Genomic DNA, 16,548 nt, shown 5'->3' with positions numbered 1-16,548 from the left:
TCGATGCAAGAAGTCGTGATTGTCGCCGCTACCCGTACCGCCATCGGCAGTTTCCAGGGTTCGCTGGCTGCCATTCCCGCGCCGGAACTCGGTGCCGCGGTGATTCGTCGCCTGCTGGAACAGACCGGTTTGTCGGGCGAACAGGTCGATGAAGTGATTCTTGGCCAGGTGCTGACCGCAGGATCCGGGCAAAACCCGGCTCGCCAGGCGGCGATTCTGGCCGGCCTGCCTCATGCGGTGCCGGCGCTGACCCTGAACAAGGTCTGCGGTTCGGGACTCAAGGCGTTGCACCTGGGCGCCCAGGCGATCCGCTGTGGCGACGCCGACGTCATCATCGCCGGCGGCATGGAGAACATGAGCCTGGCCCCGTACGTGTTGCCGGCCGCCCGCACCGGCCTGCGCATGGGTCACGCGAAGATGATCGACAGCATGATCACCGACGGCCTGTGGGACGCCTTCAACGATTACCACATGGGCATCACCGCCGAGAACCTGGTGGACCAGTACGGCATCAGCCGCGAGGAGCAAGACGCTTTCGCTGCCGCGTCCCAACAGAAGGCCGTCGCCGCCATCGAGGGCGGTCGGTTCGCCGATGAGATCACGCCGATCCTGATTCCCCAGCGCAAAGGCGATCCTGTGGCGTTCGCCACCGACGAACAGCCGCGTGCCGGCACCACCGCCGAATCCTTGGGCAAGCTCAAGCCTGCCTTCAAGAAGGACGGCAGCGTCACCGCGGGCAATGCGTCCTCGCTCAACGATGGCGCCGCCGCGGTGATCCTGATGAGCGCGGAAAAGGCCAAGGCCCTGGGCCTGCCCGTGCTGGCGAAAATCAGTGCCTACGCCAATGCCGGCGTCGACCCGGCCATCATGGGCATTGGCCCGGTCTCGGCCACCCGCCGCTGCCTGGACAAGGCTGGCTGGTCGCTGGATCAACTGGACCTGGTCGAAGCCAACGAAGCCTTCGCCGCCCAGTCGTTGGCCGTGGCCCGGGAATTGAAATGGGACATGGACAAGGTCAACGTCAATGGCGGCGCCATCGCCCTGGGCCACCCTATCGGCGCATCGGGGTGCCGAGTCCTGGTGTCGCTGCTGCATGAAATGATCAAGCGCGACGCCAAGAAAGGCCTCGCGACACTGTGCATCGGCGGCGGCCAAGGCGTGGCCCTGGCGCTGGAACGGACATAACCGACACAGGTTCAACGGTGGTTGCGCGGACCCACGAATATCCGCACAACCACTGGCACCACCACCGGCGCAACCTCGGTTGCGCCGGTTTTTTTTGCCTGTTGGTTTTGAGCTTGGCCTGCCGGCCTCATCGCGAGCAGGCTCGCTCCCACAGAGGATTGGCGGTGGGCACAGAATCCCAGAGCACCACTAATCCACTGTGGGAGCGAGCCTGCTCGCGAAAGCGGTGAGTCAGGCGACGATGAGCCGTCAGGAACCTGCGCCAAACCGGTCGCGGCTGTTGGTCAGGTGCAGCCACATGGCGGCGCGGGCGGCGTCCGGGTCCTGGCGTTTGATGGCGTTGAAGATCGCTTCGTGCTCCAGGTTGGCCAACTGTGCCAGCTTGCCCAGGTCCGCCTGGCCGCGTTCGGCCACGTTCACTCGGGTCCTGGGGATCATCGCACTGCCCAGGTGCTGCATGATTTCGACAAAACAGGCATTGTCCGTGGCTTCGGCGATGAGCAGATGGAAACGCCGGTCGGCTTCGACACAACTGTCGTTGTTCTCGGACAACCGCTGATAGTCATCCAGCGCCTGGCGCATCTGCTGCAACTGGTGTTCGCTGCGACGCTGGGCCGCCAAGGCGACTGCCTGGGTTTCCAGGCCCAGGCGCAGCTCCAGGATTGCCCGCACACCCGCCGCGGTGTCGACATTGAGCCGCAACCCCGGCTCGCCGGTTTGCGCCAGCACAAAGGTGCCGATGCCATGACGGGTCTCCACCAGCCCCGAAGCCTGCAACTTGGAAATCGCCTCGCGCACCACCGTCCGGCTGACACCGTGGGCCCGCACGATAGCCCCTTCGGAGGGCAGCTTCTCCCCTGGTTTCAGTTGCCCCAGCAGAATGCTCTGACTCAACTTCTCCACCAGGTCATAGGCCAGATTGTGGGTGCGCTTGCGGGCAGGCATTTCGGTGTTTGGCTGCATGGTCGCGGATCCTTGAAAGGGCAGTCTGGAAGGCGGAAAAAAAACCAGATCGGCCGGCACCTTGTATGACAACCTCAATCATGGCATCCATCCAGCAGTTCCGCCAGACCGGTGCAGATCGATCAAATCTTTAAGATTTTATATAAACCAGAACAAAATCAGTCAATTAACAAACAACCAAGGTGAGAACACAGCCTAAAACATCAAAGGACGCTTGTAAGATAAAAATTTCAGGTTGTATGATGTCTATCAACGTCACTGCCATACGATGCCCGTATAAAAACAACGAGTGGGACAATTATGCATACCCAAGACATCAGCAAAGCCCCGATCATCACCAGCATGCAAGTCGTGCCCGTAGCCGGCCACGACGGCATGCTGCTGAACCTCAGCGGCGCCCATGGCCCGTTCTTCACCCGCAATATCGTCATCCTCAAGGACAACGCCGGCCACACCGGCGTGGGCGAAGTACCCGGTGGCGAGCGTATTCGCCAGACCCTCGAAGACGCCCGCTCGCTGGTGGTCGGCAGCCCCATCGGCACGTACCAGAAGATCCTCAACACCGTGCGCCACGCCTTTGCCGACCGCGATGCCGGCGGTCGTGGCCTGCAGACCTTCGACCTGCGCATCACCATCCACGCGGTGACCGGCCTGGAAGCGGCACTGCTGGACCTGCTCGGCCAACACCTGGACGTACCGGTCGCTGCCCTGCTTGGCGAAGGCCAGCAACGTGATGAAGTGAAGATGCTCGGCTATCTGTTTTACCTCGGCGATCGCCAGCAGACCGACCTGCCCTATCGCAGCGAACCGGACGCCGACAACGACTGGTTTCGCGTGCGCCACGAAAAAGCCCTGGACGCCGACGCCGTGGTCCGCCTGGCCGAAGCCGCCCACGCCCACTATGGCTTCCAGGACTTCAAGCTCAAGGGCGGCGTGCTCCAGGGCGACGCAGAGATCGAAGCGGTCACGGCGCTGGCCGAGCGCTTTCCCCAGGCACGCATCACCCTGGACCCGAACGGCGCCTGGTCACTCAAGGAAGCGATCCGTTTGTGCCGCGACCAGCACAAAGTGCTGGCCTATGCCGAAGACCCTTGCGGTGCCGAGAACGGCTATTCGGGCCGCGAGGTCATGGCCGAGTTCCGCCGCGCCACGGGCCTGAAGACCGCCACCAACATGATCGCCACCGACTGGCGCGAGATGGGCCACGCCATCACCTTGCAGTCCGTGGACATTCCCCTGGCAGACCCGCACTTCTGGACCATGCAGGGCTCGGTACGGGTGGCGCAAATGTGCAATGAATGGGGCCTGACCTGGGGCTCGCACTCCAACAACCACTTCGACATTTCCCTGGCGATGTTCACCCACGTGGCCGCCGCCGCACCGGGCGCCATCACGGCCATCGACACCCATTGGATCTGGCAGGACGGTCAGCGGCTGACCAAATCACCCTTGCAGATCCAGGGCGGCTGCGTGCAGGTGCCGAAAAAACCGGGGCTGGGGATTGAGCTGGACACCGACCAACTGGCCAAGGCCCATGAGCTGTACAAGGGCATGGGTCTTGGCGCGCGGGACGATGCGGTGGCGATGCAGTTCCTGATTCCAGGTTGGACGTTCAACAACAAGCGGCCGTGCCTGGTTCGCTGAAGCGAGCAATATCCCTTGTGGGAGCGAGCTTGCTCGCGATTGCGTAGTGTCAGCCTCTATCCAGGTGACTGATCCACCGCCATCGCGAGCAAGCTCGCTCCCACATTTGGATCTGTGATGGCCTTTGATTTTTATGAGCGCCACAAACACCTGTGGCGAGGGAGCTTGCTCCCTCGCCACAGTCATCATTCCCCTTCAGTTATCAGCTCAGCCTTTGGCAGTCGAACCTGGTGAACGTTAACCCTCCGGCCGCAGGATCAATACCGCCAACGGCGGCAAGTTGAGTTCCAGCGACAGGGCCTGGCCATGGCTGGGCACTTCTTCGGTGGAGGCACCGCCGCCATTGCCATAGTTGGAGCCGGCGTAGGTGTCGGCATCGCTGTTGAGCAATTCGACCCAGCGCCCGCCGAACGGCACGCCGACCCGGTAGGCCTCGCGCGGCACCGGTGTGAAGTTGGCGACCACCAGCACCGGCCGGCCCTCCTTGCTCCAGCGCAGCCAGGCGTAGACGCTGTTGAGCGCATCGTCGCCAATCAACCACTGGAACCCCTGGGGCGCATCATCCTGGTCATGCAGCGCCGGTTCTTCGCGATAGAGCCGGTTCAGGTCACTCACCAGTTTCTGCACGCCACGGTGCTCAGGGTATTGCAGCAGGTACCAGTCCAATTGCTGGTCGTGGTTCCACTCGCGCCATTGGCCGAACTCACAGCCCATGAACAACAGCTTCTTGCCGGGATGGCCCCACATGAAGCTGAGATAGGCCCTCAGGTTGGCGAATTTCTGCCAGCGGTCACCGGGCATCTTGTCGATCAGCGAGCGTTTGCCATGAACCACTTCGTCATGGGAAATCGGCAGAACGAAGCGCTCGGACCAGGCATACACCAGGCCAAAGCTCAGTTCGTTGTGGTGATGGGCACGGTACACCGGGTCTTGCTGGATGTAGTGCAGCGAATCGTGCATCCAGCCCATGTTCCATTTGTAGGCGAAGCCCAGGCCGCCCTGCTGGGTGCTCTGGCTGACGCCCGGCCATGCTGTGGATTCTTCGGCGATGACCAGCGCACCGGGGGTTTCCAGCGCCACCACATCGTTGAGGTGCCGCAGGAAATCGATGGCTTCGAGGTTTTCCCGACCGCCATGGCGGTTGGGCACCCACTCGCCGGCCTTGCGCGAATAGTCGCGGTACAACATCGAGGCCACGGCATCCACCCGCAGGCCATCGACGTGGAAATGCTTGAGCCAGTGCAGCGCCGACGCCAGCATGAAGCCGTGCACTTCGGTGCGGCCCAGGTTGTAGATCAGCGTGTCCCAATCCTGGTGGAAGCCTTCCAGCGGGTTGCCGTATTCGTACAGCGCGGTGCCGTCGAACTGGGCCAGGCCGTGGGTGTCGGTGGGGAAATGCGCCGGTACCCAGTCGAGGATGACGCCGATATTAGCCTGGTGGCAGGCGTTGACGAACGCCGCGAAATCGTCCGGCGAACCGAAGCGTGCTGTCGGCGCGAATTGCGACAGCGGCTGATAGCCCCAGGAACCGCCAAACGGGTGCTCCATGATCGGCATCAGCTCGATGTGGGTGAAGCCCAGGTCCTGGACATACGGGATCAGCCGCTCGGCCATTTCATGCCAGTTGTATTGCCGGGCCACCTCCCCCGCCTCGTCGATTTCGCACTGCCAGGAACCGGCGTGCAATTCATAGATCGACAGCGGCGCACCCGGGAGATGCCGCTCGCGACGGTGCTGCATCCACTCGTCGTCCTGCCACTCGATCTTCAGGGGGGAGGCGACTCTCGACGCCGTGTCTGGCGGCATCTGCGTGGCCAGGGCCACCGGGTCGGCCTTGAGCGGCAGGATGCCGTGGGCGCCGAGGATTTCATACTTGTAACCCTCACCGGCACCTAGCCTGGGGATGAATATCTCCCACACGCCGGACGGATAACGGATGCGCATCGGATGCCGACGCCCGTCCCAGACGTTGAAATCCCCGACCACCGAAACGCGCCGGGCATTCGGCGCCCAGACCGCGAACCGCACGCCGTCGATGCCATCGACGGTGGTCAGTTGCGCACCGAGGCAGGAACTGAGATCGCGGTGATTGCCCTCGCCAAACAGGTAAAGGTCCATCTCCCCCAGCAACGGACCGAAGCTGTAGGGGTCTTCGGCAACCTGCTCGCCGCCGGCCCAACGGGTGCGCAGCAAATACGCCTGGGCACGGTCGAAATGGCCGACGAACAGCCCTGGGGTTGCGGTGGGTTGCAGTTCCCCCAGCTCTTCGCCGCCATCGCGGGCCAGCACATGCACGCTCAGGGCTCCGGGCAGATACGCACGAATGAATTGGCCGCCGGCGTCGTCGCCATGAGGCCCCAGGATGGAAAACGGGTCGTGGTGTTCGGCGCGCACCAGCGCGTCGATGTCATGGGGCGCCGGCAGCAACGACTCTTTGGCCTGCCCCTGTGGTTCTTTGTTCGAGACACTCATGATTCTCTCCACTAAATCGGTCCGGCTACGTCGGAAAAGGGTTGCAGCCCACTCAATAACCCGACCAGACCGTGCAACGGCACGGGCAGCCAGGTGGGGCGATTCTCGGCTTCATAGGCCACTTCATAGGCCGCCTTCTCCAGGCCGAACAACGCCAGCGCGGCGTCTTCGCCTTCAGCATCCTTCCACTCATGGGCAAGACTAGCTGCCGCCAGCCGATATGCCTCGACAAATGCCTGGCGAGCCTCTTTCAAATAACGATCGGCGACCCGTTGCCGCGCCGCATCGGCATCGGCCGTGCTGTCGACGGTGTGCAAGTGAATCGCCATGGCTGCCGCATAATCGAAGGAACGCAGCACGCCACTGACGTCCTTATAGGGGCTGTGCTTGCCCCGTCGTTCATGCAATGGTCGCGCCGGCTCACCTTCGAAGTCGATCAGGTAGGCGTCGCCCTTGATCACCAGCACCTGCCCCAGGTGCAGGTCACCGTGGACGCGAATGCGCAAGCCTCCCTCAGCCTTGCCGGCCAGCGTCTGGACATGGGCCAGGACGGTTTTCTTGTGCTCCAGCAAGCGTGCGACCATGGCCTGGTCCGCGGGGTTCAATTGGCCCTGGTTCTGCTTGAGCAGGCGCAAGGCGTTTTCCACTTGGGCGGCCACGTCCTTGCCGATGGCCTGGGCTTGCTTGGCGTTGGTAGCCTGGGGCGCGAAGTCCGGGTCGTCGGTGGCCTGGGCCAATACCTGGTGCATTTCCCCCAGGCGCTGGCCGAGCATGCCGGCAAAATCCTTCAGTTCGCCCAGGGCGTTGTAATGCTGCTCCTGCTCGGAGACCGCGTCCGCCAGCTCGTCGCGCAGGGCGCGTTCGAGGTTGTTCTGGGTCCATTCCCAGGCGTCGCCCTGATTGCTCAAGTAGCCCTGGGCAATCATCAGCAGCGCATCTTCACCCTGGGCGTCGCGGCGAACCACCGAACCCAGCAGCGGTGAAATGTTGCTGAAACCGGCAGCGGTCAGGTAGGCGCTCATTTCCAGTTCCGGGTGCACACCCGAGGCGACCTTGCGAATCAGCTTGAGCACCAGGCTGCTGCCCACCACCACCGAACTGTTGGACTGTTCGGCGGACAGGTAACGCACCTCTGGCTCATCCCCCAGGTTCAGCGCGGCCAGGCCTTCGGTGGGTTCGAAGCGCAGCTCACCTTCGGCGAACGGCAGCACCGTGGCGGCCTGCATGCTGTGCAGCACGGCCCGCACGAAGCTTTCCAGGCTGAATGCATCGGTGATCAAGCCCACCTGACGCACCCGACGTACCCGCGACAACGCCAGTTGCTGCGGCAACGCCGCACCGACCTGGTCTTCGGCAAGCAGACCGAACGGCAACTGATAACGCAGGGTCTGGCCACCACTGGTGACATCGATTTCGCTGAGCAGCACGGGGTGCTGTGGATCACCGAAGCGCACGCCATAAACAATGTCGACCTTCTCGATCGCACTGTCCTTGCCGGCGAACCAGCGCCGGTTCTGCAGCCAGCTTGGCAGGATGGTTTGCTCCAGCGTGGTGCGCGATGGCGCTTCGAGTAATTCTTCCAGGCGTTTTTTCAGCACCAGTGTGGTGAAGTCCGGCAAGCTCTGGGCCGGTTCCACGTGCCAGCTCGGCATCTGGTTCTCGGTTGCCAGGGCGAACCAATAGAAGCCGTACGGCGCGAGAGTCAGCAGGAAGTTCAACTGGCCAATGGGTGGGAAGGCATTGCCGCCGAGCATCTCCACCGGGACCATGCCGGCGTAGGTCGACAGATCCAGTTCGGCAGCCTGGGCGCTGCGGGACACGTTGGCCACGCAGAGGATGATTTCGTGCTTGCCGTCAGGGCCGGTGTATTCGCGGGTATAAGCCAGGATCCGACGGTTGCTCGGTGAGAGCATCTTCAACGTGCCACGGCCGAAGGCCTTGGACTGCTTGCGCACCGCCAGCATCCGCCGGGTCCAGTTGAGCAGCGAGTGCGGGTCGCCAGCCTGGGTCTCGACGTTGACCGACTGGTAGCCGTATTGCGGGTCCATGATCGGCGGCAGCACCAGGCTGGCCGGGTCGGCACGGGAGAAACCGCCGTTGCGGTCGATGGACCACTGCATCGGCGTACGCACACCATCACGGTCGCCCAGGTAGATGTTGTCGCCCATGCCGATTTCATCGCCGTAGTACAACGTCGGCGTGCCGGGCATCGACAGCAGCAGACTGTTGAGCAGCTCAACGCGACGACGGTCGCGCTCCACCAACGGCGCCAGGCGCCGACGAATACCCAGGTTGATGCGCGCCCGACGGTCGGCGGCGTAGTAGTTCCACAGGTAGTCACGTTCCTTGTCGGTGACCATCTCCAGGGTCAACTCATCGTGGTTGCGCAGGAAAATCGCCCACTGGCAATTGGCGGGGATCTCCGGGGTCTGGCGCAGGATGTCGGTGATAGGGAAGCGATCTTCCTGGGCCAGCGCCATGTACATGCGCGGCATCAGCGGGAAGTGGAAGGCCATGTGGCATTCGTCACCGTTCATCCCTTGGGCGTCGACATCGCCGAAGTACAACTGGGTGTCTTCCGGCCACTGGTTGGCTTCGGCCAGCAACATGCGGTCGGGGTAGTTGGCATCGATCTCGGCGCGGATCAGCTTCAGGACGTCATGGGTCTCGGGCAGGTTTTCGTTGTTGGTGCCGTCACGCTCGATGAGGTACGGGATGGCGTCCAGACGCAGGCCGTCGATGCCCATGTCGAGCCAGTAGCGCATCACCGACAACACGGCCTTGATGACCTGCGGGTTATCGAAGTTGAGGTCGGGCTGGTGGGAGTAGAAGCGGTGCCAGAAGTATTGGCCCGCCACCGGATCCCAGGTCCAGTTGGACTTCTCGGTGTCGAGGAAGATGATTCGCGTGCCGTCGTACTTGTGGTCGTCATCGGACCAGACGTAGAAGTCCCGCGCCTTCGAACCCGGCTTGGCCTTGCGCGCGCGCTGGAACCAGGGGTGCTGGTCCGAGGTGTGGTTGATGACCAGCTCGGTGATCACCCGCAGGTTGCGCTTGTGGGCTTCGGCAATGAACCGCCGCGCATCGGCCATGGTGCCGTAGTCGGCGCTGACGCCACGGTATTCGGCAATGTCATAACCGTCGTCGCGCCGGGGGGATGGATAGAACGGCAGCAGCCAGATGGTATTGACGCCCAGATCGGCGATGTAGTCGAGCTTTTCGATCAGGCCGGGAAAGTCACCGATCCCGTCGTTATTGGAGTCGAAATAGGATTTTACGTGGACCTGGTAAATCACCGCGTCCTTGTACCAGAGCGGATCTTTGATGAAGGTGGCAGACCGGGGTTTCTTCGCCATTTGCAACTCCTGATAATTCATTAAAGCCGCGGGAGACAGGCTTGTGAGGTCTTTTTGTGTTGTGAGGCCTGCGCTTTGTGGGAGCAAAGCTTGCTCGCGATGCAGGCACCTCGATTCCTCAGGGAGACCGCGCCCTCTTCATCGCGGGCAAGCCTTGCTCCCACAGCATCACGCCACGCTGATCCGCCAAATCCCGAACGGCTGGTACGCCGGGTCAATCCGCATGAACTGGTACTTGCCGTACCAGCTCCAACGATGTCCGTTCATCAGATCCTCGCCCTGGACCTGGGCGTCGTCGGGCAGGCCCATCTCCCAGAGCGGCAACTCGAAACTGGCTTCCTGCGGGTTGTGCGGATCAAGGCTCACCGCCACCAGGATGAAATTGCTGCCGTCGGCGGTGCGCTTGCCGAAATAGAGAATGTTGTCGTTCCAGGCGTTGTAGATTTTCAGACCCAGGTGGGTATGCAGCGCCGGGTTCTGCCGGCGGATGCGGTTGAGCTGGGCGATCTCGGCAACGATGTTGCCCGGCGCGGTGAAGTCCCGGGGGCGGATCTCGTATTTCTCCGAATCGAGATATTCCTCCTTGCCCGGCACCGGTGCCGATTCGCACAATTCGAAGCCCGAATACATGCCCCACAGGCCCGAGCCCATGGTTGCCAGGGCCGCACGGATCAAAAAGCCGGCACGCCCCGACTCATGAAGAAAGGCCGGGTTGATGTCTGGCGTGTTGACGAAAAAATTCGGCCGGTAGCATTCACGCCACGGCGATTCATTGAGCTCGCTGAAATAGGTCGCCAGCTCTGCCTTGGTGTTGCGCCAGGTGAAATAGGTGTAGCTCTGGGAGTAACCGACCTTGCCCAGCCGCGCCATCATCGCCGGCGTGGTGAACGCTTCCGCCAGGAAGATCACTTCAGGGTATTGGGTCCGGACATCGGCGATCAGCCATTGCCAGAACGGCAGTGGCTTGGTGTGCGGGTTGTCGACGCGGAATATCTTCACGCCTTCCTTGACCCAGCCCACCACGATGTCCCGCAGCTCCACCCACAGGCTGGGAATCGCATCGGCCGCGTAGAAATCAACGTTGACGATGTCCTGGTATTTCTTCGGTGGGTTTTCCGCGTATTTGATCGTGCCGTCCGGCCGCCAGCTGAACCAGCCCGGGTGCTGCTTGAGCCAAGGGTGGTCCTGGGAACACTGGATCGCGAAGTCCAGGGCAATCTCCAGGCCGTGGTCAGCGGCCGCCGCCACCAGGCGCCGGAAGTCCTCGCGGCTACCCAACTGTGGGTGAATGGCCTCGTGCCCACCCTCCTCGCTGCCAATGGCATACGGGCTGCCTGGGTCGTCGGGACCGGCGGTGAGGGAGTTGTTCGGGCCTTTGCGGAAACTGCGACCGATGGGATGGATCGGCGGGAAGTACAGCACGTCGAAGCCCATGTCCTGGATCATCGCCAGGCGCGAATGCACGTCGTTGAAAGTGCCGTGGCGCTGGGGATCGTCGGTGATCGAGCGGGGAAACAGCTCATACCAGCTGGCAAATTCGGCCAGCTGGCGCTCCACATCCAGCGGATACTCGGGGCTGATACTCAAGTACGGGCGATGATCGGCCCGGGACATCAGATCGGCACTGCGCGGTGCCAGGAACAGCGCTACCTGCTCGGTCGGCAACAGGCCTGAGAGTTCATGGTGCAAGGCCGCCAGTTGCTCGCTCAGGTCACCGGTGCTGCGCTCGACGGCCATTTGCACTTGGTTGCGCCCTTCCTGCAACTCCAGGCTGATCGGCACCCCTGCGCCGAATTTCTTCTCCAGCTCGTAGCGAAAACTGGCGAACTGATCGATCCAGGCCTCGATACAAAACACATAGCGACCTTGTTCCGGCACGTTGAACTGGCCCTGCCAGCCGTTGTTGCCCAGGTCACTCATGACCTCGCTGTTCCACACTTCATCCTGCAGCGCACGCCAGCGAATGCGCACGGCCAGCTTGTCATGACCATCGGCGAAGACTTTGCTGGTCACTGTCACGTCCTGCCCAGCCACGGCCTTGGCGGCGAATTGTCCACCGTCGATCACCGGCATGGTGTTTTCAATCGCGATACGCGGCAACAGCAAGGCTTGGGACAGCGGCAAATGCGGGTTGCAGGCCAGTTCAGTCGGGTGTTCGGCAGTCATCGAGCATCGCTCCTTTTACGCCCCATGGACGCGCTTGTGGCGGTAAAGGCCCAACGGGTCCCTGAAAAAACTCACTTAAACTCCGAACCGAATCAGCGACTAAAAGTTCAGAGGGATTTACCCCGATGCATCCGGGGATCAAAGCCGGTGCAAGGAGGTCAACAACAATAAGCACGACTCAAGCCATGTGCGTCACGGAGACACGTCCCGATGAATATTCCCATCCCGGCCGAAACACCCGATCCGAACATCGACGACCCCACCTTGCCCCCGCCCGGCCCTGATCCGGAACCGATTCCAGAGAAAGACCCGCCGCTGGACCCACAACCGCCGCTGGGTGACCCGCCGAGCGAGGCGCCGCCGGAGCGGGTTTGAGTCAACGATTTGGAGCTAATCCCTGTGGGAGCGAGCTTGCTCGCGATAGCGGACTGGCAATCAGCATAGTGGCTGGCTGATCCTCCGCCATCGCGAGCAAGCTCGCTCCCACAAGTCCAATGTTCAAGTCTTATGCTCAGGCTATGGCTTGTCGCCCTTCTCCAACGCCCGGACGATCACCGGCATCACACTGAAGATCGCCAGCGCCAGCACCGTGCTGAGCACCGCCGTCGCCTCTCGCCCCAACCCGGCGGCGACGCCAATGGCGGCGGTCATCCAGAGGCCGGCAGCGGTGGTCAGGCCCTTGACGTGACCTTCGTCGCCGTCGGTGTTTTTCAGGATGGTGCCGGCGCCGAGAAAGCCGATGCCGGCGACCACGCCTTGTATCACCCGACTCATCGCGTCGGCCTGGGACCCGGACATCTGTGGCACCAATACGAACAGCGCCGCCCCCAGGGCCACGAGCATGTGGGTTCGTACGCCGGCAGCCTTGCCCTTGTGTTCGCGCTCGAAACCCAGGATGCCACCCAGCAGCGCGGCCATGAGCAGGCGCACCGTGACCCGGGTCATCTGCTGGGCATCGGTGATGTCGGCGAATTCCGCCTGCAGGGTTACCCAGACTTCATGCCACCAGGCGTCCATGGACCGTCCTCTTTTTCAGTCGATAAACGATGGACCGCAGGCGACGCCAGAGGTGCGCCTGACCGCTGATCAGCCGCCACGAACCCTGACTTGGCCGCGCGACCTAACGTTCATGACCCCAGAAGGAGGAACACCATGACTGTCCGTATCGATGACAACCAGACCTGCCATTTCGAAACCCCCAACGGCACCGAACAGCGCCCCGCCAGCGAGCTGACCATCATCACCGACCCGGACAAGGCCATGTCCATCGTGGAGCTCAATGGCGACCGGGTCTACATCACCGAGGCCGAAGCCGATGCCCTGACCGTGGCCGGTGCGGTCGACGGGCGCAAGCACCTCAAGGCCACGGACAGCGGTTCGGCGATCTGAGCCCCTTGAAGCCTCTGCGAGCTGTTCAAACTGTGGGAGCAAAGCTTGCTCGCGATGAAAACAACACGAAACCTCTTGAACCGAGGTGTCTGTATCGCGAGCAAGCTTTGTTCTCACAGTTCCCTCGCCACAAGGTGTTGTTCGTTCGCCCCTGGGTGCATCAAAGTGTCGCAGCGCCTGGGTTTCATGGCATCTGATCCGGTTTTTATCGAAACACCTGAGTCTGTTATGCAAACAGTTCCATGGTCATAGTGCGCCGGCCAGATAGAGGCTGATGAGCGACCGACCATGAGCGATAGAATCCCCGTCCAGTTGATACAGACGTTCGAACCTGCGCCAACGAAGATAAAGGCCAGGAACACCGACAACCTGATCCACACCCGCAGTTTCACCGGTTTGTTTCGTACCCTGCGCATCAGCGGTGCGGGGGTTCTGTTCCTGCTGTTCTTCGGCACGGTGTGGTTGAACTGGGGTGGCCGCCAGGCGGTGCTCTGGGACCTTTCCGAAAGCAAGTTCCACATCTTTGGCGCGACCTTCTGGCCCCAGGATTTCATCCTGCTGTCGGCCTTGCTGATCATTGCCGCCTTCGGCCTGTTTGCGATCACCGTGTTTGCCGGTCGCGTGTGGTGCGGCTACACCTGCCCGCAGAGTTCCTGGACCTGGATCTTCATGTGGTGCGAGAAAATCACCGAAGGCGAACGCAACCAGCGGATCAAGCTGCAGGCCGCGCCCTGGGGCCTGAACAAACTCTTGCGCCGCTCAGCCAAGCACACCTTGTGGCTGGCCATCAGTCTGCTCACCGGCCTGACGTTCGTGGGGTACTTCACGCCGATCCGCCCATTGGCCGAGGAACTGCTGACCCTGCAAATGGCCGGCGTGAGCCTGTTCTGGGTGCTTTTCTTTACCGCCGCCACCTACCTCAACGCCGGCTGGCTGCGTGAAGCGGTGTGCATGCACATGTGCCCCTATGCACGCTTTCAGAGCGTGATGTTCGACAAGGACACACTGACCATTTCCTACGATGCGGCCCGTGGTGAGATCCGCGGCCCGCGCAAACGCGAAGTAAAACCGGCCAATATTGGCCTGGGCGACTGCATCGACTGCCAGATGTGCGTGCAGGTCTGCCCCACTGGCATCGACATCCGCGACGGCCTGCAGATGGAATGCATCGGCTGCGCGGCCTGCATCGATGCCTGCGACTCGATCATGGACAAGATGGGTTACGCCCGTGGCCTGATCAAATACACCTCCGAACATCAGTTGCAGGGCGGCAAGACTCACCTGCTCAGGCCTCGGCTGATTGGCTATAGCGCCGTGCTGCTGGTGATGATCGGCGCGCTGGTCGTGGCGCTGATGCAACGGCCCATGGTGTCGCTGGATGTCAGCAAGGACCGTGGCCTGTTCCGCGAAAACAGCGCAGGCCAGATCGAGAACATCTACAGCCTGAAAATCATCAACAAGACCCAACAGCGCCAGGATTATCACCTGTCCCTGGTGGACGGCGACGGCTTCATCCTGCAAGGCAAGACCCAACTGAGCCTGGCCCCGGGGGAAATCGTCGATGTGCCGGTGTCGGTGGCGATGCTCAGCGAACGGCCCGGTAAAGGCTCCCAGGAAATGACGTTCAAGGTCGCCGACAGTGACGAGCCGGGCATCTACAGCATCGCCAGGAGCCGTTTTGTCGCACCGATGAATCGTTGAAGCTTTAAGATGCCGGACACCTGTGGGAGCGAGCCTGTGAGGGCAAGCCTGTGGGAGCAAAGCTTGCTCGCGAAGAACGATGACACGACCTTACTGTTGATTTGTGTCGCCTGTATCGCGAGCAAGCTTTGCTCCCACACGCTCGCTCCCACAGTTTAAAAAGCGCAAACCACGCGTCATTCGAGACTGGGCCCCACCATGAAACGCTACGAGAAATTTGCCGACGACATCGCTGAACTGATCCGCTCGGGCATGCTGGGGCCAGGTCAGCGCGTGCCGTCGGTACGCTACGCCAGCCAGACCTACGGTGTCAGCCCGTCCACCGTGTTCCAGGCCTATTACCTGCTGGAACGACGCGGCATGATCCGGGCCCGGCCGCGCTCCGGCTACTTCGTCAACACCCATGCGCCGAGCCCGTTTTCGGAGCCTGCGATCAGCAGCCAGGTGCACGAATCCACCGAAGTCGACGTCAGTGAACTGGTATTTTCGGTCCTCGACTCGATCAAGGACCCGGCCACCGTACCGTTCGGCTCGGCATTCCCCAGCCCGACGCTGTTCCCACTGCAACGGCTGTCCCGTTCGCTGTCCAGTGCAACACGGGACATGGACCCGCGAATGGTGGTCACGGACATGTCGCCGGGCAATCCACACTTGCGCCGACAGATCGCCCTGCGCTACATGGTCGGCGGATTGATGCTGCCCATGGAGGAACTGCTGGTCACCAACGGCGCCCTGGAAGCCTTGAACCTGTGCCTGCAAGCCGTGACCGAGCCCGGCGACCTGGTGGCGATCGAAGCGCCAGCGTTCTACGCCAGTCTCCAGGTACTGGAGCGCCTGAAGCTCAAGGCCGTGGAAATTCCCGTCCACCCGCGCGACGGCATCGACCTGGACGTGCTGGCGCAGACACTGGAGCGCCATCCGATCAAAGCCTGCTGGTGCATGACCAGCTTCCAGAACCCCATGGGCGCGACCATGCCCGAGGAACGCAAACAGGCGCTGGTCGAGTTGCTGCGCCGCCATCAGGTGCCGCTGATCGAGGACGACGTCTACGCCGAACTCTACTACGGCCAGCAGGCCCCCAAGCCCGCCAAGGCGTTCGACACCGAAGGGCTGGTGATGCATTGCGGTTCGTTCGCCAAGAGCCTGGCACCGGGTTATCGCATCGGCTGGGTTGCCGCCGGGCGCTACGCGCAGAAGATCGAACGGCTCAAGCTCATGACCTCGCTGTGCGCCTCGATGCCGGCCCAGGCTGCCATCGCCGACTACCTGCAACACGGCGGCTACGACCGTCACCTGCGCAAACTGCGCTACGCCCTGGAAGAACAGCAAAGCGCGATGCTCGCCGCCATCGCCCGCTATTTTCCGGCCCAGACCCGAGTCAGCCAGCCGGCAGGGGGCTACTTCCTGTGGCTGGAGTTGCCGGAGCAGATGGATTCACTGAAATTGTTCCAGATGGCCCTGGCCCAGGGCATCAGCATCGCGCCGGGACCGATCTTTTCACCGACCCGGCGTTTCAGGAATTGCATCCGCTTGAACTATGGCAGCCCGTGGACCGAGGCCTCGGAAAAGGCCATGGAGACGTTGGGGCGGATTATTCGATCGTTTTGAATTTGGGTTGTCTGTCAGAGCGCCATCGCGAGCAAGCTCGCTCCCACATTGGAACACTGTCTCC

The 16,548-nt window shown here is 62.1% G+C and carries 11 protein-coding genes; 6 read left to right on the top strand and 5 right to left on the bottom strand.

Annotated elements, in window-relative coordinates:
• Window positions 1-3: 3 nt before the first annotated feature.
• On the top strand, window positions 4-1,185 hold the full coding sequence (locus HU749_RS11345) for an acetyl-CoA C-acetyltransferase (RefSeq protein WP_046062080.1): 1,182 nt from the start codon (window positions 4-6) through the stop codon (window positions 1,183-1,185).
• 249 nt (window positions 1,186-1,434) lie between these two features.
• Here the strand turns inward: HU749_RS11345 and HU749_RS11340 are convergent, their stop codons facing one another.
• Window positions 1,435-2,148, bottom strand: coding sequence for a FadR/GntR family transcriptional regulator (locus HU749_RS11340; protein ID WP_079302459.1), 714 nt, complete (start codon window positions 2,146-2,148; stop codon window positions 1,435-1,437).
• 300 nt (window positions 2,149-2,448) lie between these two features.
• Here HU749_RS11340 and gudD point away from each other — a divergent pair, with 300 nt between their 5' ends.
• Window positions 2,449-3,792 (top strand): glucarate dehydratase, encoded by a 1,344-nt coding sequence (gene gudD, locus HU749_RS11335; protein WP_079302458.1) that lies wholly within the window; start codon window positions 2,449-2,451, stop codon window positions 3,790-3,792.
• 237 nt (window positions 3,793-4,029) lie between these two features.
• Here gudD and glgB read toward each other — a convergent pair whose 3' ends face one another.
• The 3 genes from glgB to HU749_RS11320 all read right to left on the bottom strand — a co-directional run bounded on the left by glgB (window position 4,030) and on the right by HU749_RS11320 (window position 11,786).
• On the bottom strand, window positions 4,030-6,264 hold the full coding sequence (gene glgB, locus HU749_RS11330; protein WP_046062083.1) for a 1,4-alpha-glucan branching protein GlgB: 2,235 nt from the start codon (window positions 6,262-6,264) through the stop codon (window positions 4,030-4,032).
• An 11-nt stretch (window positions 6,265-6,275) separates the two neighbouring features.
• The gene (treS, locus tag HU749_RS11325; protein ID WP_079302457.1) at window positions 6,276-9,620 is read right to left on the bottom strand and encodes a maltose alpha-D-glucosyltransferase; all 3,345 of its coding nucleotides are present in this window, start codon (window positions 9,618-9,620) and stop codon (window positions 6,276-6,278) included.
• 168 nt (window positions 9,621-9,788) lie between these two features.
• Window positions 9,789-11,786 carry an alpha-1,4-glucan--maltose-1-phosphate maltosyltransferase gene (locus HU749_RS11320; protein WP_079302456.1) on the bottom strand — a complete coding sequence of 666 codons (1,998 nt, stop codon included), beginning with the start codon at window positions 11,784-11,786 and terminating at the stop codon, window positions 9,789-9,791.
• Window positions 11,787-11,996: 210 nt separating this feature from the next.
• On the opposite strand from HU749_RS11320, the gene HU749_RS11315 reads away from it, so the two are divergent.
• Window positions 11,997-12,161 carry a hypothetical protein gene (locus tag HU749_RS11315; protein WP_013692690.1) on the top strand — a complete coding sequence of 55 codons (165 nt, stop codon included), beginning with the start codon at window positions 11,997-11,999 and terminating at the stop codon, window positions 12,159-12,161.
• 141 nt (window positions 12,162-12,302) lie between these two features.
• On the opposite strand, the gene HU749_RS11310 is transcribed toward HU749_RS11315, so the two are convergent.
• The gene (locus HU749_RS11310) at window positions 12,303-12,803 is read right to left on the bottom strand and encodes an MgtC/SapB family protein (RefSeq protein WP_014338633.1); all 501 of its coding nucleotides are present in this window, start codon (window positions 12,801-12,803) and stop codon (window positions 12,303-12,305) included.
• A gap of 135 nt (window positions 12,804-12,938) precedes the next feature.
• Between HU749_RS11310 and HU749_RS11305 the strand changes: the two genes are divergently transcribed.
• From HU749_RS11305 to mapR, 3 genes are all read left to right on the top strand, one after another.
• On the top strand, window positions 12,939-13,175 hold the full coding sequence (locus tag HU749_RS11305) for a DUF3203 family protein (RefSeq protein WP_046062087.1): 237 nt from the start codon (window positions 12,939-12,941) through the stop codon (window positions 13,173-13,175).
• Window positions 13,176-13,463: 288 nt separating this feature from the next.
• Window positions 13,464-14,876 (top strand): cytochrome c oxidase accessory protein CcoG, encoded by a 1,413-nt coding sequence (gene ccoG, locus HU749_RS11300; RefSeq protein ID WP_186650639.1) that lies wholly within the window; start codon window positions 13,464-13,466, stop codon window positions 14,874-14,876.
• Between the two features lie 198 nt (window positions 14,877-15,074).
• On the top strand, window positions 15,075-16,484 hold the full coding sequence (gene mapR, locus HU749_RS11295) for a GntR family transcriptional regulator MpaR (protein WP_014338630.1): 1,410 nt from the start codon (window positions 15,075-15,077) through the stop codon (window positions 16,482-16,484).
• Window positions 16,485-16,548 lie beyond the last annotated feature (64 nt).

The sequence above is a fragment of the Pseudomonas ogarae genome (genome assembly GCF_014268695.2).
Taxonomy (GTDB): domain Bacteria; phylum Pseudomonadota; class Gammaproteobacteria; order Pseudomonadales; family Pseudomonadaceae; genus Aquipseudomonas; species Aquipseudomonas kilonensis.
This window is presented reverse-complemented; position numbering and strand designations above follow the sequence as displayed.

Excerpts from the sequence above, each read along its gene's own strand:
- HU749_RS11305 (WP_046062087.1), top strand. The coding sequence starts at position 12,939 with ATGACTGTCCGTATCGATGACAACCAGACCTGCCATTTCGAAACCCCC.
- HU749_RS11345 (WP_046062080.1), top strand. The coding sequence starts at position 4 with ATGCAAGAAGTCGTGATTGTCGCCGCTACCCGTACCGCCATCGGCAGT.
- gudD (WP_079302458.1), top strand. The coding sequence starts at position 2,449 with ATGCATACCCAAGACATCAGCAAAGCCCCGATCATCACCAGCATGCAA.
- mapR (WP_014338630.1), top strand. The coding sequence starts at position 15,075 with ATGAAACGCTACGAGAAATTTGCCGACGACATCGCTGAACTGATCCGC.
- ccoG (WP_186650639.1), top strand. The coding sequence starts at position 13,464 with ATGAGCGATAGAATCCCCGTCCAGTTGATACAGACGTTCGAACCTGCG.
- HU749_RS11320 (WP_079302456.1), bottom strand. The coding sequence starts at position 11,786 with ATGACTGCCGAACACCCGACTGAACTGGCCTGCAACCCGCATTTGCCG.
- glgB (WP_046062083.1), bottom strand. The coding sequence starts at position 6,264 with ATGAGTGTCTCGAACAAAGAACCACAGGGGCAGGCCAAAGAGTCGTTG.
- HU749_RS11315 (WP_013692690.1), top strand. The coding sequence starts at position 11,997 with ATGAATATTCCCATCCCGGCCGAAACACCCGATCCGAACATCGACGAC.
- HU749_RS11310 (WP_014338633.1), bottom strand. The coding sequence starts at position 12,803 with ATGGACGCCTGGTGGCATGAAGTCTGGGTAACCCTGCAGGCGGAATTC.
- HU749_RS11340 (WP_079302459.1), bottom strand. The coding sequence starts at position 2,148 with ATGCAGCCAAACACCGAAATGCCTGCCCGCAAGCGCACCCACAATCTG.
- treS (WP_079302457.1), bottom strand. The coding sequence starts at position 9,620 with ATGGCGAAGAAACCCCGGTCTGCCACCTTCATCAAAGATCCGCTCTGG.